Source organism: Yersinia rochesterensis (genome assembly GCF_003600645.1).
Taxonomy (GTDB): Bacteria; Pseudomonadota; Gammaproteobacteria; order Enterobacterales; family Enterobacteriaceae; genus Yersinia; species Yersinia rochesterensis.
In genome coordinates this window covers 74,109-94,582 of record NZ_CP032482.1, presented here as the reverse complement: position 1 = coordinate 94,582, position 20,474 = coordinate 74,109, and the positions used below count along the sequence as shown (strand labels likewise).

Below are 20,474 nucleotides of genomic sequence, written 5' to 3'. Positions count from 1 at the left end.
TCATGGAATACCGGCAGTTGATAACGTATTTTGCGTCAAGAGGAGAAACAATCATGCATAAAATCCTATTAGTTGATGATGATCGTGAACTGACGTTACTGTTGAAAGAATTACTGGAAATGGAAGGTTTTAATGTTGTCGTTGCTCACGATGGTGAACAAGCATTAAACCTGCTGGATAATTCTATCGATTTGTTATTATTGGATATTATGATGCCGCGCAAAAACGGTATCGAAACCTTGAAAGAGTTACGCCAGCACCACCAAACTCCGGTGATTATGCTGACGGCTCGGGGGAGTGAGCTGGATCGGGTACTCGGCCTGGAGCTAGGTGCGGACGATTATCTGGCGAAGCCCTTTAATGACCGTGAGCTGGTAGCGCGCATCCGAGCCATTTTACGTCGATCTAACTGGAGTGAGCAGCAGCAAAATGTCGACCAGGGCGCGCCAATACTGGACGTTGATTGCCTGCAATTGAATCCAGGCCGCCAGGAAGCTAGCTTTGAGGGCCAGTCGCTGGAATTAACCGGCACGGAATTTACCTTACTCTACCTGTTGGCTCAGCACCTCGGCCAAGTGGTCTCGCGCGAACATCTCAGCCAGGAAGTGTTGGGGAAACGATTAACACCTTTTGACCGCGCCATTGATATGCATATTTCAAACCTGCGCCGTAAGTTGCCGGATCGCAAAGACGGGCTACCTTGGTTTAAAACTCTGCGCGGCCGCGGGTATCTGATGGTCTCTGAAACATGATTAACAGTTTAACGACGCGAATTTTTGCGATTTTTTGGTTTACCTTGGCGCTGGTATTGATGCTGGTGCTGATGTTGCCGAAACTCGACTCGCGTCAAATGACCACCTTGCTCGACAGCGAACAGCGTCAGGGAACGATGCTGGAGCAACATATTGAAGCTGAATTGGCCAGTGACCCGGCCAATGATCTCATGTGGTGGCGCAGACTTTATCGCGCCATCGAAAAGTGGGCACCACCCGGCCAGCATTTAGTGTTAGTGACCACTGAGGGCCGCGTTATTGGTGCCCAGCGCCACGAAATGCAAATGGTGCGTAATTTTATCGGCCAGTCAGATAACTCAGACCAGCCGAAAAAGAAAAAATATGGTCGCGTTGAGATGGTCGGCCCCTTCTCCATCCGTGATGGCGAAGATAACTATCAGCTCTATTTGCTGCGCCCAGCAAGTAGCCCGCAATCCGATTTTATCAATTTGATGTTTGACCGGCCGCTGCTGCTCTTGATTGCAACTATGTTGATCAGTGCGCCACTGCTGTTATGGCTAGCATGGAGTTTGGCGAAACCGGCACGTAAGTTGAAAAATGCCGCTGATGACGTGGCGCGTGGCAACCTGAAACAGCACCCTGAGTTGGAGTCTGGCCCACAAGAGTTTTTGGCAACCGGCGCGAGTTTCAACCAGATGATCAGTGCGCTCGACCGGATGGTTGTGGCCCAACAACGGCTGATTTCTGATATCTCCCATGAGCTACGCACTCCACTGACCCGCTTGCAACTGGCCACTGCGCTAATGCGCCGCCGCCATGGCGAGGGGAAAGAACTGGAGCGTATTGAAATGGAAGCGCAACGATTAGATAGCATGATCAATGATTTGCTGGTGTTATCCCGCAGTCAGCATAAAAACGAGCTACACCGCGAGCCAATCAAGGCTAATGAACTTTGGTCTGAAGTGCTGGAAGATGCGCAGTTCGAAGCTGACCAGATGGGGAAAACACTGGAAGTGACCGCACCTCCGGGGCCATGGACCTTATTTGGCAACCCGGCGGCCCTCGACAGTGCGTTGGAGAATATCGTGCGTAATGCGCTGCGTTATTCCCATCATCACATTGCCGTGGCGTTCAGCTCGGATAATCAGGGAATAACTATCACTGTCGATGATGACGGACCCGGTGTCAGCGAGGAAGACCGTGAACAGATCTTCCGGCCATTCTACCGCACTGATGAAGCGCGAGATCGCGAATCCGGCGGGACAGGTTTGGGGCTGGCGATTGTAGAAACTGCGGTTAATCAGCATCGTGGTTGGGTTCGGGCCGAAGACAGCCCATTAGGGGGTCTGCGGCTGATTATCTGGTTGCCGCTGCATCCACTTAAATCTTAATGAAATGATAAAACCGGCTGCCCGACCATATTGGATCGGGCAGCCTATTTCTGGCGTTCTTTCTCCAGCAAATATTTTTTGCGCTCAATCCCCCAGCGATAGCCTGATAATGCGCCATCCTGACGAATGACTCGATGGCAGGGAATGGCGACCGCCAGCATATTGGCAGCACAGGCGCCCGCCACCGCGCGCACCGCTTTTGGTGAACCAATTTTAGCGGCAATATCGGCATAACTGGCGGTCTCGCCTACCGGAATTTCCCGCAATGCCTGCCAAACCCGCTGCTGGAATGCCGTGCCGCGGATATCCAAGGGCAAATCTAGCCCAAGCTTAGGGGCCTCAACCAAGCCCACCACCCGCGCGAACCATTGTTCAAACTCGGCATCCCCGCCAATTAACTCCGCCTGTGGAAATTTATCCTGCAATTGTTGCACCAGCAGGGCCGGTGAGTCACCCAACAAAATGGCGCATATTCCCAATTCACTTTTCGCCATCAAGATAGCCCCGAGAGAACTTTCCCCCACAGCAAAATGCAGTGTGACATCGCGGCCACCTTGCCGGTAGCGGGTCGGCGTCATGCCCAATAACTGATTGGATTGCTCATAAAAACGGCCATTGGAGTTGTATCCAGCATCAAATATTGCGTCAGTCACCGAGCCTTCGCCCGCCAATTGGCTGCGGACTCGTGCACTGCGGGTCGCGGTGGCATACGCCTTGGGCGTTAATCCGGTCATGAATTTAAATAATCGATGGAAATAAAAAGTGCTGAGATTCAGCTCGGCTGCCAACTCACTGAGTTTAAGCGGTATTTCAGCTTGCTCAATTAAACGGCATGCCTGGCTAATTTTTTCTGCATGCAGTTGCGCTTGAGATAACTGAGTGGGTCGGCAGCGTTTACAGGGCCGGAAACCGGCAAGTTCAGCGGCATCATTATCAGCAAAGAATTCAATGTTTTCTGCTTTCGCCTGACGGGAAGAACATGAGGGCCGGCAATACACACCGGTGGTTTTCACCGCATAAACAAACTGACCATCGGCGGTTTTATCGCGATTAACAATAGCGGCCCAGCGTGGGTCTGACAAACTGTCTATTACGCCCCGAACTGATGTCATGATGAATACTCCATTAATACTGACTGTGGCGACCAGCATATAAAATCACCACATTTGGCGCTCTCCGCTCCTTGCTTTCAAATTTTTATTTTATCGCCCCTATTTATTTTACAAATCCTATTTATTTTACAAACTGATGGGGTGGTCGACAAAAATGGGTAACCGCTGCACTGAGCGGGGGTTTCTGATATCCTGCGCCCCTTATTATTGGGGGACATATGCTTAATATCGTTTTATTTGAACCCGAAATCCCGCCGAATACCGGCAATATTATCCGGTTATGCGCGAATACAGGTTGCCAACTCCATCTGATAAAACCTTTAGGTTTCACTTGGGATGACAAACGCTTACGCCGTGCGGGTCTTGATTACCATGAGTTTGCCAACATCAAACATCACCATGATTATCAAGCATTCCTCGACAGCGAAAAGCTGGATGGCGCACAATCTACTGGTGCACCATCTGCCGGAACAAATGTTGCCCGCTTATTTGCTCTGACCACCAAAGGGACACCCGCCCACAGCGCCGTCAATTATCAGCTAAATGATTATCTGCTGTTTGGCCCAGAAACTCGCGGCTTACCGCCCAATGTTCTGGATGCATTACCCGCGCAGCAAAAAATCAGAATTCCAATGCTAGCCGCTAGCCGCAGCATGAACCTGTCAAATGCCGTGTCCGTGGTGGTGTATGAAGCCTGGCGGCAATTAGGTTATCCGGGAGCATTACTGAAAGAATAGCAAGATAGTAGCCCGGGATTGGGGTCTACCAATATAAAATAGATCCCCAAAGGCATTGGAGTTGCAGGTAGGCGGCAAGTGAACGAGTCCCGATGAGCTTACATAAGGTAAGTGATTCGGGTGAGCGAACGTAGCCAACACCCCTGCGGCTTCAAGGACGCAGGGGATCAGATGCCGTCGCCGTACTCAAACCCGTGACTAACGCCATTGAAATGCTGATCCATATCCAATGAGGGTTTATCACTCTCTGGCTTGCCGACAATTCGAGCGGGGACACCTGCGGCTGTCGTATGGGGAGGCACGGCCTGCAACACCACTGACCCGGCACCAATTTTAGCACCACGCCCGACTTCAATATTGCCCAGAATTTTTGCACCCGCGCCAATCATTACACCTTCACGAATCTTCGGATGACGGTCGCCACTGGTTTTCCCGGTACCGCCCAGAGTGACGGATTGCAGGATGGAAACATCATTCTCAACCACAGCGGTTTCACCAATGACAATTCCGGTGGCATGGTCTAGCATGATGCCGCAACCAATGGTTGCCGCTGGGTGGATATCCACACCAAAAGCGACAGACACTTGATTTTGCAGGTAAATAGCCAGTGCTTTACGATCCTGCGCCCATAGCCAGTGGCCAATACGATAAGCTTGTAAAGCATGAAAACCTTTCAAGTACAGCAATGGCGTAGAGTATTTATCCACTGCGGGGTCGCGCAAACGTACCGCCAGAATATCGCGGGCAGCAGAGATAATCATCTGTTCATCAGCACGATAAGCATCTTCAACCACCTCACGGATGGCAATGGCGGGCATGATAGGATTAGCCAACTTATTCGCCAGAATATAGCTCAGCGCACTGCCTAAATTTTCATGCTTCAGTAATGTCGCGTGAAAAAAACTTGCCAGCATGGGTTCACACTCGGCCAGTGCTCTTGCTTCTGATTTAATGCTACTCCAAACCAGCTCTAACTCTTCTGACGACATTGCGTACTCCTGCCCATAAACAAGCGGCTTCGGGGAACGACCGAAGCCACTGACACCCTAATTCCTTGACGCGGCAATGCCAACGCCAAGGATTGGCACTATATATTTATTATTTTATTACTGCTGAACAAGCTAAATGCCGCTTTTTTCATCTTTTCTGGTCCGACCCAATAAGGTCAGCGCCGCTTCACGCGCATTCTTGTGGCTGTATAGCACCTGATAAATTTGTTCAGTAATTGGCATTTCAACACCGTAGCGTTGTGCCAGCGCCAGAACTTCCTTGGTATTGCGGTAACCTTCGACCACTTGACCAATTTTATCCTGTGCTTCTTGTACGCCTAGCCCCTGCCCAAGCATGATGCCAAACCGGCGATTACGAGATTGGTTATCTGTGCAGGTTAGCACCAAATCACCTAACCCCGCCATGCCCATAAAGGTGGAGGGATCAGCGCCTAATGCCGCGCCCAAACGGGTCATTTCCGCCAAACCACGGGTTATCAATGCGGTTCGCGCATTGGCACCAAAACCAATACCATCGGACATCCCGGCACCAATCGCAATTACGTTTTTAACCGCACCACCGAGTTGGACCCCGATAAAATCAGGATTGCTGTACACGCGGAAACTTTTGCCACAGTGCAACAGTTGTTGCAGGTCTTCACTAAATTGCATATCGGTCGATGCCAGTGCAATCGCGGTGGGTAAACCGGCAGCCAGCTCTTTGGCAAACGTCGGGCCGGAGACCACTGCTAGCGGAATACTCTCGCCCAGCACTTCCCGCGCCACATCCGCCAGCAAGCGGCCTGTTTCTGCCTCAAGCCCTTTAGTCGCCCAAACAATACGCGCATCTGGGCGTAAGTGTGGTTTGAGCTGATTTAATACCGCACCGAAAACATGACTGGGCACCACCACCAGCACATCACGGCTAGCTGCCAGCGCACGTGCCAAGTCGGTTTCCAGTAACAGAGTGTCGGGGAAAGGGACATCGGGCAGGAAAGCTTGGTTACAACGGTCTTGTTGCAGAGTTTGAATATGCTTAGGGTCGTGGCCCCATAACACAACTTGATGGCCATTACGCGCCAGCGTAATGGCTAATGCGGTGCCGTAAGATCCGGCACCGATTACAGTCATTGAAGCATGGGTGGTGTTCATCAGGCATCCTGACGTTGTTCAGCACCTTCAACTTCACCTTCAGCCTGCTGTTGCAGATAGTTCATGAACAGGGCATCAAAGTTAACCGGTGCCAAATTCAGCTGTGGGAAAGTACCGCGAGATACCAAGCTGGTGATGCATTCACGCGCATACGGGAACAGAATGTTCGGGCAGTATGCACCTAAGCAATGCGCCAGTTGGGTGCCATCAATACCAGCGATGGAGAAGATGCCGCCCTGCTGTACTTCACACAGGAATGCAGTTTCTTCGCCCAAAGAAGCCGTGACAGTCACACGCAGTACCACTTCATACACATCTTCAGCCAGCTGACTGGAAGCAGTATCAAGATCAAGTTTAACTTCTGGCTGCCAATCCTGCTGGAAAACCTGCGGAGCATTAGGTGCTTCGAAGGAGATATCTTTGGTGTAGATACGTTGGATCTGGAAAGCCATCTCGGTGTTATTTTGTTCTGACATGTGTATAGATACCCTAAAGTTAGACGTCCTTATTAAACAACACTTCCGCCGCGGGCTCTTTCCATTACAATCATGGGGCCCACTGGCGAGTTAAAGCAGCGGGTCAAGCCCACCGCGCGCATCCAGGGCATGTAAATCATCACAGCCGCCGATATGCTGCCCATCAATAAATACCTGAGGCACCGTTGTCCGCCCGCAACGAGCAATCATCTCTTCACGTTTGGCAGGGTCATTATCAATTGCGATTTCATGAAAAACGGCACCTTTGCTGTTCAGCAGTGCTTTAGCACGATGGCAGAACGGGCATGTTGCTTTGGTATAAATCTCAATCTTCGCCATGGAAACACCTCAAATTTACACTTTATTGATATAGCGATTTTTATAGCAATTACTTGCCGCGCGCCAGTGGCAGATTCTCACCACTCCAGCCAGAGATACCGTCTTTCAAGGTAAACACTCGCTCAAAACCGGCTTTATTCAGTAGCTCAGCGGAGGCACGGGAGGTCGTCCCTGTGGCACAAACTACTATAATAGGCTGTGCTTTGTGTTTTTCCAATTCAGCCAGGCTGCCACTTTTGATATCACTTGGCAGTAAATTAATAGAGCTGGCGATATGGCCCTTGCGATAATCATCACGTGTGCGGAGATCAACCACCACCGCATCTTCTTTGTTAATCAGACGCGTCGCTTCACCACGAGTGATTTCTTTCACTTTTGACAGAGAACTTTTAAAAGTGGTGAAAATTACGGCGACGAACAACGCCACCCAAGCCAAACTCAAAACCGGATGCTGGCTAATGAATTGCATAATTTCTTGCAACATGGGGGTAAAAACTCCCGTTAGTTAGGGGATAATATTCAAGGCCACAGAGTATACCTGCGCGTTGCGGCAAATACAGCCAATATGCAAGTGCCATTGCAGAAACTGCGAACAATCTCTGGAAGTTTTGTCGTCTCTTTGATGATTTTTACGCAAAACCCCACACCAATGTTGATCTCTTTGGGCTATTTTTAACCGGTTCTGTAGTAAATTACCGCCTTTCTAATAAGAAAGAGGTTCTGCAATGTCGAGCACTAAAAAACCGCTGGTTCTGACTATTCTGGATGGCTATGGCTACCGCGAAGAACAGCAAGATAATGCCATTCTGAATGCCAATACTCCGGTGATGGACCGTTTATGGCAACAACAACCTCATACATTAATTGCCGCTTCAGGTCTGGATGTTGGTTTGCCCGATGGGCAAATGGGTAACTCTGAAGTCGGTCACGTCAATCTGGGGGCTGGCCGTATTGTTTATCAGGATTTAACCCGCCTCGACAAAGAAATCAAAGAGGGTGACTTTTTCACCAACCCAACCCTGACCACAGCTATTGATAACGCGGTTAAAGCGGGCAAAGCAGTGCATATCATGGGCCTGCTGTCTGCTGGTGGTGTCCACAGCCACGAAGACCACATTCTGGCGATGGTTGAGCTGGCGGCCAAACGAGGGGCGACGACCATTTATCTGCATGCATTCCTCGATGGACGTGATACCCCGCCGCGCAGTGCTGAACCTTCACTGAAACGATTCACTGAAAAGTTTGCTGAGCTGGGCAAAGGCCGCATCGCGTCTATTATTGGCCGTTATTATGCTATGGACCGCGATAATCGCTGGGATCGAGTACAACTGGCCTACGATTTACTGACTCAGGCAAAAGGCGAATTCACCGCAGATAACGCGGTTGCTGGCCTGCAAGCGGCCTATGCCCGTAATGAAAATGACGAATTTGTTAAACCCACCGTGATTAAAGCCGCGGGCGAAGCTGATGCTGCCATGAATGATGGTGATGCATTAATCTTCATGAATTTCCGTGCAGACCGTGCTCGCCAAATCACCCGCACCTTTGTGAATGCCGACTTTGACGGCTTCAAACGCGATAAAGTGGTTAACTTCGGCGATTTCATCATGCTGACGGAATATGCGGCTGATATTAAAGCGGCTTGTGCTTACCCACCGGCATCACTGAGCAATACTTTCGGTGAATGGCTGATGAAGCATGACAAAACACAGTTGCGCATTTCTGAAACTGAAAAATATGCTCATGTGACTTTCTTCTATAACGGCGGCGTGGAAGAGCCATTCAAAGGCGAAGATCGCATTCTGATTAACTCACCGAAAGTGGCAACCTATGACCTGCAACCGGAAATGAGTTCCGCAGAACTGACTGAAAAATTGGTCGGCGCTATCGCCAGCGGCAAATATGATGTGATCATTTGTAACTATCCGAATGGCGATATGGTCGGCCATACCGGTGATTATGATGCCGCCGTGAAAGCAGTAGAAACTCTGGATAATTGCATTGAACAAGTCGTTGCTGCGGTGAAAGCAGTTGATGGGCAATTGCTTATCACCGCCGACCACGGCAACGCTGAGCAGATGAGTGACCCGGCAACTGGCCAGGCACACACCGCCCATACTAGCCTGCCGGTTCCCCTGATTTATGTCGGTAATAAAGAGGTTAAAGCCGTCTCCGGTGGCAAACTTTCAGACATCGCACCGACCATGCTGTCACTGATGGAAATGGAAATCCCGCAAGAGATGACTGGTAAGCCGCTGTTCATCGTGGAATAATCCTTCGTTATGAAGGAAAAGGCGTCATTCGCGATATCAATGGTTACGGAAGATAGCATCAGCGGCGATACAGAGGGCTTCTCTGCATTGCCGAATAGGTTGGTGCCTCGCCCGTGGTCAGCACTGTACGCCAGCGTTTTTTGCGCTGGCGTATTGCTGTTTCCATTATCCAGCCATGCCGCTGATGCCCCTTCAACGATAAAAACAGCAGAAAACAAAAGTCAGTTGAAAACACTTCAGCAAGATATCGCTGAGAAAGAAAAAAGTGTTCAGCAACAAAAACAACAACGCAGTTCCTTGCTCGACCAGTTGAAACAACAGGAAAATACCATTGCTCAGGCGAGCCGCAGCTTGCGTGAAACCCAAGGTACCCTGAGTGAACTGGATAAAGAAATCTCCAGCCTTACCGCCTCGATTGGCAAACTACAAAGTAAACAATCTCAGCAACAAGATATCCTGTCAAAACAGCTTGATGCGGCCTTTAAACAAGGTCAGCACAGTGGCTTACAACTTGTTTTAAGTGGTGAAGAGAGCCAGCGCAGTGAGCGCATTTTGGCGTATTTCAGTTATCTCAATGAAGCTCGTCAGAAATCCATTGAAACACTGGAGCAGACCCGCACCAACCTGTCTGCTGAGAAAAAAGTGCTGGAGCAAAAGAAAAACCAGCAAAAAGCTTTATTGGATGAGCAGAAAACTCAGCAGCAAAAGCTGGAAGAAGCGCGAACTGCCCGCAAGAAAACGCTAACTTCGTTGGAAGCCTCGCTGGAGAAAGATCAGCAGGGTCTGGCGGAGCTGAAACTCAACGAATCCCGTTTGCGCGACCAAATCGCCAAAGCTGAGCGCGAAGCCAAAGCCCGTGCAGAGCGGGAGGCTAAAGAAGCGGCCCGCGTACGCGAACAAGTAAAAGTCAAAGAACAGCAAGCCAAGAAAACCGGTTCCAGCTATAAACCAAGTGAAAGTGAGCGCTCATTAATGGCGCGAACTGGCGGGCTGGGTCGCCCGGGCGGCCAAGCTATGTGGCCCGTTAGGGGGAATGTGACTCACCGCTTTGGCGAGGCCTTGCAAGGTGAACTCCGTTGGAAAGGCATGGTTATTTCCGCGCCAGAAGGCAGCGAAGTCAAAGCGATTGCGGATGGCCGAGTGCTACTGGCAGACTGGTTGCAGGGCTATGGACTGGTCGTCGTCGTTGAACACGGCAAAGGGGATATGAGTTTATATGGCTACAACCAAAGCGCGCTGGTCAATGTCGGCGCTCAGGTAAAAGCTGGCCAGCCAATTGCGCTCGTTGGCACCAGTGGCGGTCAAGGTGAGCCATCACTCTATTTCGAAATCCGCCGTCAAGGACAAGCGGTTAACCCACAGCCTTGGTTAGGAAGATAGAGAACAACATTAGGGAACACCTATTGCGCTATTTCAATACACGTCGGTTTATCATAGTAAGCACCCTACTCATTGCTAACGCCGCGCAGGCGGGCAAACTTTCAATCGTTATTGATGACTTTGGTTATCGCCCTCAGAACGAAAACAAGGTATTACAGATGCCGCTGCCGATCTCAGTGGCGATTCTACCTAATGCCCCTTATGCCAAAGAGATGGCCATCAAAGCCCATAATCAAGGGCGCGAAATTCTGATTCACCTGCCGATGGCCCCGCTGAGCAAGCAACCGCTGGAGCGCGATACATTACAGCCATCAATGAGCAGTGAAGAAGTCCAGCGGATCATTCGCCAGGCGGTGAATAATGTTCCTTACGCCACCGGCATGAATAATCATATGGGCAGCGCGATGACTTCCAGCTTGCCGGGCATGCAAAAAGTGATGCAGGCACTGGAGCACTACCAGCTCTATTTCCTTGATAGCGTGACTATTGGCAACAGCCAGGCCAGTAAAGCGGCCGAAGGTACTGGCGTCAAAGTGATTAAGCGCAAAGTTTTTTTGGATGATTCACAAAATGAAGCCGCGATTCGCCAACAATTTAACCGCGCAGTAGAATTAGCCCGTCGTAATGGTTCGGCCATTGCAATTGGGCACCCGCATCCAGCCACTATTAAAGTGCTGCAACAAATGTTGCCTCAATTACCTGCGGATATTGTTTTGGTCAGACCTAGCGCGCTGCTGAATGAACCAGTGCGCAATATTACTGAACATAATAATAGCGGCAGTGGCACTGTCTCACCGGGCAAATCAAAACCGCGTGACCCGGCCAAAGGCGAGCGCCTGAAAGCTATCAAGCAATGCAACGCGAAAGCCAGTTATGTTCCGGAGAAAATCTACGCCGATAAGATGTTTATTGTCTTAGGTGAGAGCTTGATGCAAAGCCCAGCAGTGACCTTTGTTAAGAAGCATTGGCAGCAATATTTCCCGCCAGTCGCGCCAGTGACTCCGGTTGATAAACCGGCAGTCGATGAATCTAAAGCTAAAAATCCGTAATTTGCTTAATAAAAACGAAGCCATCATCATCTGATGGCCGAGGTTAATGACAAAGTGCCCGTATCGGTGAAAACAGGCAGATCGTAAAGACGCCGTAAACCCTTCCCTGGGGGCTCGAGCCGCGCCATCCCTGGCGCGGACGCTTTACTCTTCTCCCTGTCCTCACCTTGCAAGATCGAGCCGTTAGAGTTTGTCAGCAGTCTGATCAATCCCAGTTTAATATTACCTTACCTGATTTCCCCGAGCGCATAGCATCAAAACCTTGCTGGAACTCATCAATGGAGAAACGGTGGGTGATAATCGGGGTTAAGTCTAAACCGGATTGAATCAGAGCTGCCATTTTGTACCAGGTTTCGAACATCTCACGGCCATAAATCCCTTTGATAAACAGCCCCTTGAAAATCACCTGATTCCAGTCGATAGACATATCCGATGGCGGTATCCCCAGCATCGCAATACGGCCACCGTGATTCATTGAGTTAAGCAATGTGCGGAAGGCAGGCGGCGCACCGGACATTTCCAGACCGACATCAAACCCTTCAGTCATGCCCAGTTCAGCCATCACATCATTCAGGTTCTCTTTGCTGACATTAACTGCGCGGGTTACCCCCATTTTTCGCGCCAGATCCAGGCGGTATTCATTCACATCAGTGATAACAACATGGCGAGCGCCGACATGCTTACAGACCGCAGCGGCCATGATACCAATCGGGCCAGCGCCGGAAACCAGCACATCTTCCCCAACTAAATCAAAGGATAACGCGGTATGCACAGCATTACCGAACGGATCAAAAATAGCCGCGAGTTCATCAGAAATATTGTCGGGAATTTTGAAAGCATTAAAGGCCGGAATCACCAGATATTCGGCAAAAGAACCAGGGCGGTTTACGCCGACACCCACGGTATTGCGGCAAAGGTGGGTGCGCCCACCCCGGCAATTGCGACAATGTCCACAGGTAATATGCCCCTCGCCAGACACCCGGTCACCAATATTAAAGCCTTTAACTTCCTGACCGATAGCCACCACTTCACCGACATATTCGTGACCAACCACCATAGGGACAGGAATAGTTTTTTGTGACCATTCATCCCAGTTATAGATATGCACATCAGTGCCACAAATAGCCGTTTTACGAATTTTGATCATGATGTCATTGTGGCCCAGCTCCGGCTGCGGCACATCGGTCATCCAAATACCTTCTTCTGCTTTTAGTTTGGATAGTGCTTTCATAGACAATGTTTCCGTAGACAATGCTTTCATCAAAATCCCTTACGCAATAACGTTAAGCTGCTTGCCAATACAGATGAAGGCTTCAACAGCCCGCTCCACCTGCTCTGGCGTATGATCTGCCGACATCTGAGTGCGGATGCGCGCCTGACCTTTCGGCACTACCGGATAGAAGAAACCAGTGACGTAAATACCCTCTTTCAGCAATGCATTGGCAAATTCTTGCGCGAGTGTCGCGTCGCCCAGCATCACCGGAATAATGGCGTGATCGGCACCGGCCAAGGTGAAACCGGCGGCACTCATTTTCTCGCGGAATAAACGGGCATTCGCCCATAGGCGATCACGTAGCTCAGCGCCGTCTTCCAATAGCGATAACACTTCAATAGAAGCCGCGACTATTGCTGGAGCCAATGAATTTGAGAACAAATAAGGCCGTGAGCGCTGGCGCAACCACTCAACCACTTCTTTACGACCCGCGGTATAACCGCCTGATGCCCCACCCAGCGCCTTGCCTAATGTGCCGGTGATAATATCCACGCGATCCATTACTTCGCAGTATTCATGAGTACCACGGCCATTTTCACCCACAAAGCCCACTGCGTGGGAGTCGTCGACCATCACTAGCGCCTGATACTCATCCGCTAGGTCGCAAACTCCTTTCAGGTTGGCAATCACGCCGTCCATGGAAAACACGCCGTCGGTGGCAATCATGATATGCCGCGCGCCGCCTGCTTTGGCTTGTTCTAGCTGGGCTTTCAATTCGCTCATATCATTATTGGCATAGCGGTAGCGCTTGGCTTTACATAACCGCACTCCATCAATGATTGAAGCGTGATTCAGTGCATCGGAAATAATGGCATCCTCTGGCCCCAACAGAGTTTCAAACAAACCGCCGTTGGCATCGAAACAGGAGGAATAAAGAATGGCATCTTCCATACCGAGGAAGCTGGCCAGTTTCTGTTCCAGCTCTTTATGGGTATCTTGAGTGCCGCAAATAAACCGCACCGAGGCCATACCAAAGCCATGAGTATCCATGCCTTTTTTAGCCGCCGCGATCAGCCGGGGGTGGTTTGCCAGCCCTAAATAGTTGTTGGCACAGAAATTAATGACATGGCGGCCATCCGCCACAGCAATATCAGCTTGCTGCGCGGAAGTAATTATCCGCTCATTTTTATACAGCCCTTCAGCACGGGTTGTTTTGAGTTGTTGTTCTAATTGCTGATAAAAGGCATTTCTATCACAAGGCAGGGACATGCAGTTATCTCCAGAATGAGCATTTTCACCCTACATTTTACTGCCTGATGGATGAACTGACGAGAAACCTTGTCTTATATTATAAAAAATGCAGCACATATCACGGTGAACATTCCTAAAGCCGCATAGAAACAGAGAGATTAGCCCCTTCCGGCTGTGCGCTATCCTATGAAATGTTATGATAACGGCAAATAGAGTGTGGGGCATTGTGCCCGACCAAGAAGATTAACAAGGGTGAACCTGATGATTATCGTCACTGGCGGCGCCGGTTTCATTGGCAGCAATATCGTTAAGGCACTGAATAATATCGGTTATAAAGATATTTTGGTTGTGGATAACCTGAAAGACGGCACTAAATTCGTCAATCTGGTTGATCTCGATATCGCCGATTACATGGATAAAGAAGATTTTGTTGCCAGCATTGTTGCCGGTGATGATATGGGTGATATCGACGCGATTTTCCACGAGGGTGCCTGTTCTTCCACCACCGAGTGGGATGGCAAGTACATGATGGATAACAACTATCAGTATTCTAAAGATATCCTGCACTTCTGTCTGGATCGCAGTATTCCGTTCCTGTATGCCTCTTCCGCTGCCACCTACGGCGGGCGTACTGATAATTTCATTGAAGATCGTCAGTACGAACAACCGCTTAATGTTTATGGCTACTCCAAATTCTTGTTCGATCAGTATGTGCGCGAAATTTTGCCTGAAGCTGATTCACAAATTTGCGGGTTCCGTTATTTCAATGTTTATGGCCCACGTGAAGGTCATAAAGGCAGCATGGCGAGTGTAGCTTTCCATCTGAATAACCAGATCAATGCGGGCGAAAACCCTAAATTGTTCTCCGGCAGTGAAAACTTCAAACGCGACTTTATTTATGTCGGCGATGTTGCTGACGTTAACCTGTGGTTCTGGCAAAACGGCGTATCCGGCATTTTCAACTGCGGTACAGGTCGTGCAGAATCTTTCCAGGCGGTTGCCGATGCGGTGGTGGATTTCCATCAAAGCGGGCCTGTGGAATACATTGAATTCCCAGAAAAACTGAAAGGTCGCTATCAGGCATACACGCAAGCTGATTTAACTAATTTGCGCGCTGCCGGTTATGACAAGCCGTTCAAAACCGTCGCCGAAGGCGTCAAAGAATACCTCGCCTGGCTCAATAGCTCAGTCTAAATAACTTGCTGCAAGGAATTGATAAACGGTATGAAAATACTGGTCATCGGCCCTTCTTGGGTTGGCGATATGATGATGTCGCAAAGTCTTTACCGCACCCTGAAGGCCGAATATCCGGCAGCAGAAATTGATGTGATGGCGCCCGCATGGTGCCGTCCGCTTTTAGCTAGAATGCCAGAAGTTCGCCATGCCGTCCCGATGCCATTAGGCCATGGGATTTTTGCTTTTGAGGAGCGCCGCCGCTTGGGTCTGGCCTTACGTGAAACAGGTTATGATCGCGCTTATGTATTACCGAACTCATTTAAATCGGCCCTAATACCTTATTTTTCAGGGATTAAACAGCGAACAGGCTGGCGTGGCGAAATGCGCTATTTCTTACTCAATGATATGCGCATTCTGGATAAACAAGCTTTCCCGATGATGGTTCAGCGCTATGTTGCATTGGCCTACGATAAAGAGCGTATTCACTCAGCCGATGATTTACCACAGCCTTTGCTACGGCCTCAATTAGAGGTTCAGGATGAAGAAATTGCCGAGATTACGGCATCATTCAACCTAACGGATAACCGCCCAATTATTGGCTTCTGCCCTGGTGCAGAGTTTGGCCCGGCAAAGCGCTGGCCACATTATCACTATGCCGCGCTGGCCCAGAAACTGATTGATACAGGCTATCAAGTCATCTTGTTGGGGTCAGCCAAAGATAATGAAGCTGGTGAAGAAATCCGCCAAGCGCTGGATGAACCCGCCCGCGAGTATTGCCTCAATTTCGCAGGCCAGACCTCGCTGGATCAAGCCGTGGTCATGATTGCCGCCTGTAACGCCGTGGTCAGTAATGACTCCGGTTTGATGCATGTTGCAGCCGCATTAAATAAGCCGTTAGTCGCTTTATATGGCCCAAGCAGCCCGGACTTCACTCCGCCACTGTCTGACAAAGCCACAGTTATTCGCCTGATTACCGGCTATCACAAAGTGCGTAAAGGCGACAGTGCGCAGGGTTATCATCAGAGTTTGATTGATATCCAACCTGAACAAGTGATGGCTGCCCTTGAGAAGCAGCTCTCGGCACCCACCTGTTCAGCGAAAGAGGCCGATTAATGCATGTATTGATCGTTAAAACCTCTTCAATGGGCGATGTTTTACATACATTACCCGCGCTGACTGATGCCATGAATGCCATTCCCGGCATTCGCTTTGATTGGGTGGTAGAAGAGGGTTTCAGCCAAATCCCCAGTTGGCACCCGGCGGTGGATAAAGTTATTCAGGTTGCCATCCGCCGTTGGCGGAAAAATTGGTTCGGCAGTGATACCCGGCAAGAGCGCTGTGATTTTAAACGTGTGGTGCAGCAGCGCAGCTATGATGTGGTGATTGATGCTCAGGGGCTAATTAAAAGTGCCGCATTGATTACCCGCATCGCTAAAGGAATAAAACATGGGCCGGACAGCAAAAGTGCCCGTGAACCCTTTGCTAGCTGGTTTTACAACTGCCGCCATCAGATTGATATCAAACAACATGCTGTCGAACGCATCCGCCAGTTGTTTGCGGAGAGCCTCGGCTACGATAAGCCGGAAAGTTATGGTGACTATGCTATCGCACCGCGTTTTTTAAACCACTTACCTGCCGATGCTGGCCAATATCTGGTTTTCTTGCATGCAACCACCCGCGACAGCAAACACTGGCCGGAGAGCCATTGGCTAAAACTGATTGAATTGGTTGCTCCGACGGGTTTAAAAATAAAATTACCCTGGGGGGCGGAACATGAGTATCAACGTGCTTTGCGGTTAGCGGAGCATTTTTCTCATGTTGAGGTCTTACCTAAACTCAGTCTCCAGCAAGTGGCCGAGGTGCTGGCGGGTGCAAAAGCAGTGGTTTCCGTTGATACCGGTCTCAGCCATCTGACCGCCGCTCTGGATCGCCCCAATATTACCTTGTTCGGCCCAACCGACCCTGGTTTGATTGGTGGCTACGGCAAAAACCAGATTGCGGTAATCTCCGAGCAAAAAAGTATGGATACCATTACGGCTGAAACCATTATGACGCAATTGGAACCGCTTATTTCATAAGCAATTATTTCTAGCCAGTTATGCCCGCTTAAAAGATCCGTAAGCCCGCATTTACTGTGTAATAACAGTCAGCGCTGGTAATTATCAGAGCTGGCTGTTATCAGAACTAATAGTTGTCAGTATTCTGATAGTTAAACATTGTTAATCTGTTATTCAAGCTATTAACGAAGCTCATTAATTCACTTTTTGCTAATAACAGCTCATTGATTTCTCTATGTTCTTAATTAATGGCTCAATACCATCCCAATAAAACTTAATTTTCCTGAGTGCGTGATAAACCACTAAATAACAAGGTATTATTAGCTGAAAATAGCATCATTGAATAAGCTGATGATATCTACAGCTACCTCATTAATTACACCTCATCGTAATGAAAATTATTCTCACTCTTAAACAAGAAAAATCAATTTCCCCCCCTCTCATTTGTTGAAAGTTTATATTCTTTTTTATAAATAGCCTGACCCTGCTCGGGTTATCAAGCAGCCCCAGTGGAAAAGAGCCTTTCTTGCTCAAATATGGTATTATTCTTAATAATCCATATAAATGAAATTGATAGAATGTTACTGCGTTTATATCAGGTATTACTCTACCTTATTCAACCTCTGATTTGGCTGCGTTTGCTGTTACGCAGCCGTAAAGCCCCCGCTTACCGCAAACGCTGGGGGGAGCGCTATGGTTTTTGTGCCGGTAAAGTTGTTGCTGGCGGTATTATGCTGCATTCAGTTTCAGTCGGTGAAACACTGGCCGCTATCCCTTTAGTCCGAGCATTACGCCACCGTTATCCATCATTGCCCATTACCGTGACCACCATGACACCTACCGGCTCCGAGCGTGTTCAATCCGCTTTTGGCAAAGATGTCCACCACGTTTATCTGCCCTACGACCTTCCCGGTTCTGTGAACCGTTTTCTTGATCAGGTGAATCCCAAGCTGGTCATCATCATGGAAACTGAACTGTGGCCGAACCTCATCAATGCGCTGCATCGCCGCAAGATACCGCTGGTCATTGCCAATGCGCGCCTTTCGGCACGCTCTGCCGCTGGCTATAAAAAAATCGGTAGTTTTATCCGTAATATGCTGCAGCGGATCACTCTAATTGCCGCGCAAAATCAAGAAGATGGCGACCGTTTTATTGAATTGGGCCTTCGGCGCTCACAGCTTACAGTCACCGGCAGTCTGAAATTTGATATTTCGGTAACCCCCGAATTAGCCGCCAGAGCCATCACCTTACGCCGCCAATGGGCACCACATCGCCCTGTCTGGATAGCGACCAGTACCCATGACGGCGAAGAAACTATCTTGTTGGAAGCTCATCGCCAATTATTACAACACTTCCCGACATTGTTGCTGATTCTGGTACCGCGCCATCCAGAGCGATTCCCGAAAGCCATTGAATTAACACAAAAAGCCGGGCTAAGTTATACATTGCGTAGCAAAGGCGAAGTGCCTTCGAGTAGCACACAAGTGGTGATCGGCGATACCATGGGTGAGCTAATGCTGCTGTATGGCATTGCTGATTTAGCTTTTGTTGGCGGTAGCCTGGTTGAGCGCGGCGGCCATAATCCATTGGAAGCAGCAGCGCATGCCATCCCTGTGTTGATGGGGCCACATACGTTTAATTTTAAAGACATTTGTGCCAAGCTGGAGCAGGCTGAAGGGTTGATTACTGTCACTGATACCCTGTCACTGGTGAAAGAAATTACCATGCTGCTGACTGATGAAGATTGCCGCCTCTATTATGGCCGCCATGCGGTTGATGTATTGCATGAAAATCAGGGCGCGCTACAACGGCTATTGCACTTGCTGGAGCCTTATCTACCGCAACGGAGCCACTAAATGAGTGTCAAAAAACGCCTGTCAGTGGTGATGATTGCTAAAAATGAAGCCGCACTGCTGGCGGATTGTTTGGCATCCGTTATCTGGGCTGATGAAATAGTGGTATTAGATTCAGGCAGTGAAGATGAAACCGTCGCTTTGGCCAAGCAATATGGCGCAAAAGTCTACAGCAACACAGAATGGCCGGGTTATGGTAAACAGCGACAATTAGCCCAGCAATATGCCACTGGCGATTATATTCTAATGCTCGATGCTGATGAGCGAGTGACTCCCGAGCTAAAAACTGCGATTGAAGCCGTGTTATTGGCACCAGAAGAAGGCGCGGTTTATAGCTGTGCACGGCGGAACCTGTTTTTAGGCCGCTTTATGCGCCATAGCGGTTGGTATCCTGATAGAGTGACCCGCTTATATCCGCGCGATCAATACCATTACAACGATAATTTAGTCCATGAATCACTTGATAGCGGCTCCGCTAAAGTTATCCCGCTAGCTGGGGATTTACTGCACCTGACTTGCCGTGACTTTTTCACCTTTCAGCAAAAACAACTCAACTATGCGCAGGCTTGGGCGCATCAGCGCCATCAAGAAGGCAAAAGCTGCAGCTATTTTTCAATTCTCAGCCATACTCTTGGGGCATTCTGCAAAACATGGCTATTACGTGCCGGTTTCCTCGATGGTAAACAAGGGCTATTGCTGGCGGTGGTCAACGCGCAATATACTTTTAACAAATATGCGGCTCTGTGGGCATTGAGCCATCAATATCAGAAAAGCGAGAATTCATGACCACCAAAGCCATCTATCCGGGGACCTTTGATCCTATTACCAATGGGCATTTAGACTTAGTCACCCGCGCCTCAGCAATGTTTAGTCATGTCATCTTGGCAATCGCCGACAGTTCCAGTAAAAAACCGATGTTTACCCTAGACGAGCGGGTCGCCTTGGCAAAACAAGTGACTGCATCACTGAAGAATGTGGAAGTTTTGGGTTTCAGTGAGCTAATGGCGGAATTTGCCAAAAAAAATAACGCGAATATTTTGGTGCGGGGTTTACGCTCGGTATCAGATTTCGAATATGAATGGCAACTGGCCAATATGAACCGCCATCTAATGCCAAAGCTGGAAAGTGTCTTTCTGATGCCATCAGAAAAGTGGTCATTTATCTCTTCGTCATTAGTGAAGGAAGTGGCGCGCCATGGTGGAGACATCTCGCCATTCCTTCCTGCGCCCGTAACCGCAGCGCTGATGGCTAAGTTGGCGTGATTCTTTATTGACACCAATACCCACGTAATT

The 20,474-nt window shown here is 49.3% G+C and carries 20 protein-coding genes; 12 read left to right on the top strand and 8 right to left on the bottom strand.

Annotated features, from left to right (window positions below; translation table 11 throughout):
- Window positions 1-53: 53 nt before the first annotated feature.
- Together cpxR and cpxA are read left to right on the top strand one after the other, a co-directional pair.
- Entirely contained in the window at window positions 54-752 is a 699-nt protein-coding gene (gene cpxR, locus DXZ79_RS00480; RefSeq protein ID WP_038637957.1) for an envelope stress response regulator transcription factor CpxR, read from the top strand.
- Complete coding sequence (gene cpxA / locus DXZ79_RS00475; protein ID WP_038637953.1) at window positions 749-2,125, top strand: envelope stress sensor histidine kinase CpxA; 1,377 nt, start codon at window positions 749-751, stop codon at window positions 2,123-2,125. The genes cpxR and cpxA overlap by 4 nt, the downstream gene beginning before the upstream one ends.
- A 44-nt stretch (window positions 2,126-2,169) precedes the next feature.
- On the opposite strand, the gene ada is transcribed toward cpxA, so the two are convergent.
- Window positions 2,170-3,237 (bottom strand): bifunctional DNA-binding transcriptional regulator/O6-methylguanine-DNA methyltransferase Ada, encoded by a 1,068-nt coding sequence (gene ada, locus DXZ79_RS00470; RefSeq protein ID WP_072089214.1) that lies wholly within the window; start codon window positions 3,235-3,237, stop codon window positions 2,170-2,172.
- Between the two features lie 218 nt (window positions 3,238-3,455).
- Here ada and trmL point away from each other — a divergent pair, with 218 nt between their 5' ends.
- Window positions 3,456-3,974: a tRNA (uridine(34)/cytosine(34)/5-carboxymethylaminomethyluridine(34)-2'-O)-methyltransferase TrmL gene (gene trmL, locus DXZ79_RS00465; RefSeq protein ID WP_038637947.1), complete on the top strand. Its 519-nt coding sequence runs from the start codon at window positions 3,456-3,458 to the stop codon at window positions 3,972-3,974.
- Between the two features lie 167 nt (window positions 3,975-4,141).
- Here the strand turns inward: trmL and cysE are convergent, their stop codons facing one another.
- From cysE to DXZ79_RS00435, 5 genes are all read right to left on the bottom strand, one after another.
- On the bottom strand, window positions 4,142-4,963 hold the full coding sequence (cysE, locus tag DXZ79_RS00455) for a serine O-acetyltransferase (RefSeq protein WP_004392219.1): 822 nt from the start codon (window positions 4,961-4,963) through the stop codon (window positions 4,142-4,144).
- A gap of 132 nt (window positions 4,964-5,095) precedes the next feature.
- A complete protein-coding gene (gene gpsA, locus DXZ79_RS00450) occupies window positions 5,096-6,115 on the bottom strand; it encodes an NAD(P)H-dependent glycerol-3-phosphate dehydrogenase (RefSeq protein ID WP_120010985.1) in 1,020 nt (339 codons plus the stop codon).
- A complete protein-coding gene (gene secB, locus DXZ79_RS00445) occupies window positions 6,115-6,591 on the bottom strand; it encodes a protein-export chaperone SecB (protein WP_032820633.1) in 477 nt (158 codons plus the stop codon). Before secB ends, gpsA begins: the two co-directional genes overlap by 1 nt.
- Before the next feature lie 90 nt (window positions 6,592-6,681).
- Window positions 6,682-6,930, bottom strand: coding sequence for a glutaredoxin 3 (gene grxC, locus DXZ79_RS00440; protein WP_038637938.1), 249 nt, complete (start codon window positions 6,928-6,930; stop codon window positions 6,682-6,684).
- A gap of 49 nt (window positions 6,931-6,979) precedes the next feature.
- Window positions 6,980-7,414 carry a rhodanese-like domain-containing protein gene (locus tag DXZ79_RS00435; RefSeq protein WP_038637936.1) on the bottom strand — a complete coding sequence of 145 codons (435 nt, stop codon included), beginning with the start codon at window positions 7,412-7,414 and terminating at the stop codon, window positions 6,980-6,982.
- 241 nt (window positions 7,415-7,655) lie between these two features.
- Here DXZ79_RS00435 and gpmM point away from each other — a divergent pair, with 241 nt between their 5' ends.
- From gpmM to DXZ79_RS00420, 3 genes are read left to right on the top strand one after another with little or no spacing between them, the layout of a single operon-like run.
- Window positions 7,656-9,203 (top strand): 2,3-bisphosphoglycerate-independent phosphoglycerate mutase, encoded by a 1,548-nt coding sequence (gene gpmM / locus DXZ79_RS00430; protein ID WP_038637933.1) that lies wholly within the window; start codon window positions 7,656-7,658, stop codon window positions 9,201-9,203.
- Window positions 9,204-9,212: 9 nt separating this feature from the next.
- On the top strand, window positions 9,213-10,583 hold the full coding sequence (gene envC, locus DXZ79_RS00425; RefSeq protein ID WP_038637930.1) for a murein hydrolase activator EnvC: 1,371 nt from the start codon (window positions 9,213-9,215) through the stop codon (window positions 10,581-10,583).
- A 23-nt stretch (window positions 10,584-10,606) separates the two neighbouring features.
- A complete protein-coding gene (locus DXZ79_RS00420) occupies window positions 10,607-11,632 on the top strand; it encodes a divergent polysaccharide deacetylase family protein (protein WP_038637927.1) in 1,026 nt (341 codons plus the stop codon).
- 205 nt (window positions 11,633-11,837) lie between these two features.
- Here DXZ79_RS00420 and tdh read toward each other — a convergent pair whose 3' ends face one another.
- Both tdh and kbl read right to left on the bottom strand, forming a co-directional pair.
- On the bottom strand, window positions 11,838-12,863 hold the full coding sequence (gene tdh, locus DXZ79_RS00415; protein WP_038639959.1) for an L-threonine 3-dehydrogenase: 1,026 nt from the start codon (window positions 12,861-12,863) through the stop codon (window positions 11,838-11,840).
- Between the two features lie 39 nt (window positions 12,864-12,902).
- Window positions 12,903-14,114, bottom strand: a complete 1,212-nt coding sequence (kbl, locus tag DXZ79_RS00410; protein WP_050292158.1) for a glycine C-acetyltransferase — start codon at window positions 14,112-14,114, stop codon at window positions 12,903-12,905.
- A gap of 243 nt (window positions 14,115-14,357) precedes the next feature.
- Here kbl and rfaD point away from each other — a divergent pair, with 243 nt between their 5' ends.
- The 6 genes from rfaD to coaD all read left to right on the top strand — a co-directional run bounded on the left by rfaD (window position 14,358) and on the right by coaD (window position 20,444).
- A complete protein-coding gene (gene rfaD, locus DXZ79_RS00405) occupies window positions 14,358-15,290 on the top strand; it encodes an ADP-glyceromanno-heptose 6-epimerase (protein WP_038637918.1) in 933 nt (310 codons plus the stop codon).
- Between the two features lie 30 nt (window positions 15,291-15,320).
- The gene (gene rfaF, locus DXZ79_RS00400; protein ID WP_120010984.1) at window positions 15,321-16,385 is read left to right on the top strand and encodes an ADP-heptose--LPS heptosyltransferase RfaF; all 1,065 of its coding nucleotides are present in this window, start codon (window positions 15,321-15,323) and stop codon (window positions 16,383-16,385) included.
- The gene (gene rfaC / locus DXZ79_RS00395; protein ID WP_038637911.1) at window positions 16,385-17,350 is read left to right on the top strand and encodes a lipopolysaccharide heptosyltransferase RfaC; all 966 of its coding nucleotides are present in this window, start codon (window positions 16,385-16,387) and stop codon (window positions 17,348-17,350) included. Before rfaF ends, rfaC begins: the two co-directional genes overlap by 1 nt.
- Before the next feature lie 557 nt (window positions 17,351-17,907).
- Window positions 17,908-19,185 carry a lipid IV(A) 3-deoxy-D-manno-octulosonic acid transferase gene (waaA, locus tag DXZ79_RS00390; RefSeq protein ID WP_038637908.1) on the top strand — a complete coding sequence of 426 codons (1,278 nt, stop codon included), beginning with the start codon at window positions 17,908-17,910 and terminating at the stop codon, window positions 19,183-19,185.
- Window positions 19,186-19,968, top strand: coding sequence for a glycosyltransferase family 2 protein (locus tag DXZ79_RS00385; protein WP_050292160.1), 783 nt, complete (start codon window positions 19,186-19,188; stop codon window positions 19,966-19,968).
- Complete coding sequence (gene coaD, locus DXZ79_RS00380; RefSeq protein ID WP_038637901.1) at window positions 19,965-20,444, top strand: pantetheine-phosphate adenylyltransferase; 480 nt, start codon at window positions 19,965-19,967, stop codon at window positions 20,442-20,444. The genes DXZ79_RS00385 and coaD overlap by 4 nt, the downstream gene beginning before the upstream one ends.
- The last annotated feature ends 30 nt before the right edge of the window (window positions 20,445-20,474 follow it).

Coding starts and splice junctions, on each gene's coding strand:
- cpxR (WP_038637957.1), top strand. CDS start 54: ATGCATAAAATCCTATTAGTTGATGATGATCGTGAACTGACGTTACTG.
- cpxA (WP_038637953.1), top strand. CDS start 749: ATGATTAACAGTTTAACGACGCGAATTTTTGCGATTTTTTGGTTTACC.
- ada (WP_072089214.1), bottom strand. CDS start 3,237: ATGACATCAGTTCGGGGCGTAATAGACAGTTTGTCAGACCCACGCTGG.
- trmL (WP_038637947.1), top strand. CDS start 3,456: ATGCTTAATATCGTTTTATTTGAACCCGAAATCCCGCCGAATACCGGC.
- cysE (WP_004392219.1), bottom strand. CDS start 4,963: ATGTCGTCAGAAGAGTTAGAGCTGGTTTGGAGTAGCATTAAATCAGAA.
- gpsA (WP_120010985.1), bottom strand. CDS start 6,115: ATGAACACCACCCATGCTTCAATGACTGTAATCGGTGCCGGATCTTAC.
- secB (WP_032820633.1), bottom strand. CDS start 6,591: ATGTCAGAACAAAATAACACCGAGATGGCTTTCCAGATCCAACGTATC.
- grxC (WP_038637938.1), bottom strand. CDS start 6,930: ATGGCGAAGATTGAGATTTATACCAAAGCAACATGCCCGTTCTGCCAT.
- DXZ79_RS00435 (WP_038637936.1), bottom strand. CDS start 7,414: ATGTTGCAAGAAATTATGCAATTCATTAGCCAGCATCCGGTTTTGAGT.
- gpmM (WP_038637933.1), top strand. CDS start 7,656: ATGTCGAGCACTAAAAAACCGCTGGTTCTGACTATTCTGGATGGCTAT.
- envC (WP_038637930.1), top strand. CDS start 9,213: ATGAAGGAAAAGGCGTCATTCGCGATATCAATGGTTACGGAAGATAGC.
- tdh (WP_038639959.1), bottom strand. CDS start 12,863: ATGAAAGCACTATCCAAACTAAAAGCAGAAGAAGGTATTTGGATGACC.
- kbl (WP_050292158.1), bottom strand. CDS start 14,114: ATGTCCCTGCCTTGTGATAGAAATGCCTTTTATCAGCAATTAGAACAA.
- rfaD (WP_038637918.1), top strand. CDS start 14,358: ATGATTATCGTCACTGGCGGCGCCGGTTTCATTGGCAGCAATATCGTT.
- rfaF (WP_120010984.1), top strand. CDS start 15,321: ATGAAAATACTGGTCATCGGCCCTTCTTGGGTTGGCGATATGATGATG.
- rfaC (WP_038637911.1), top strand. CDS start 16,385: ATGCATGTATTGATCGTTAAAACCTCTTCAATGGGCGATGTTTTACAT.
- waaA (WP_038637908.1), top strand. CDS start 17,908: ATGTTACTGCGTTTATATCAGGTATTACTCTACCTTATTCAACCTCTG.
- DXZ79_RS00385 (WP_050292160.1), top strand. CDS start 19,186: ATGAGTGTCAAAAAACGCCTGTCAGTGGTGATGATTGCTAAAAATGAA.
- coaD (WP_038637901.1), top strand. CDS start 19,965: ATGACCACCAAAGCCATCTATCCGGGGACCTTTGATCCTATTACCAAT.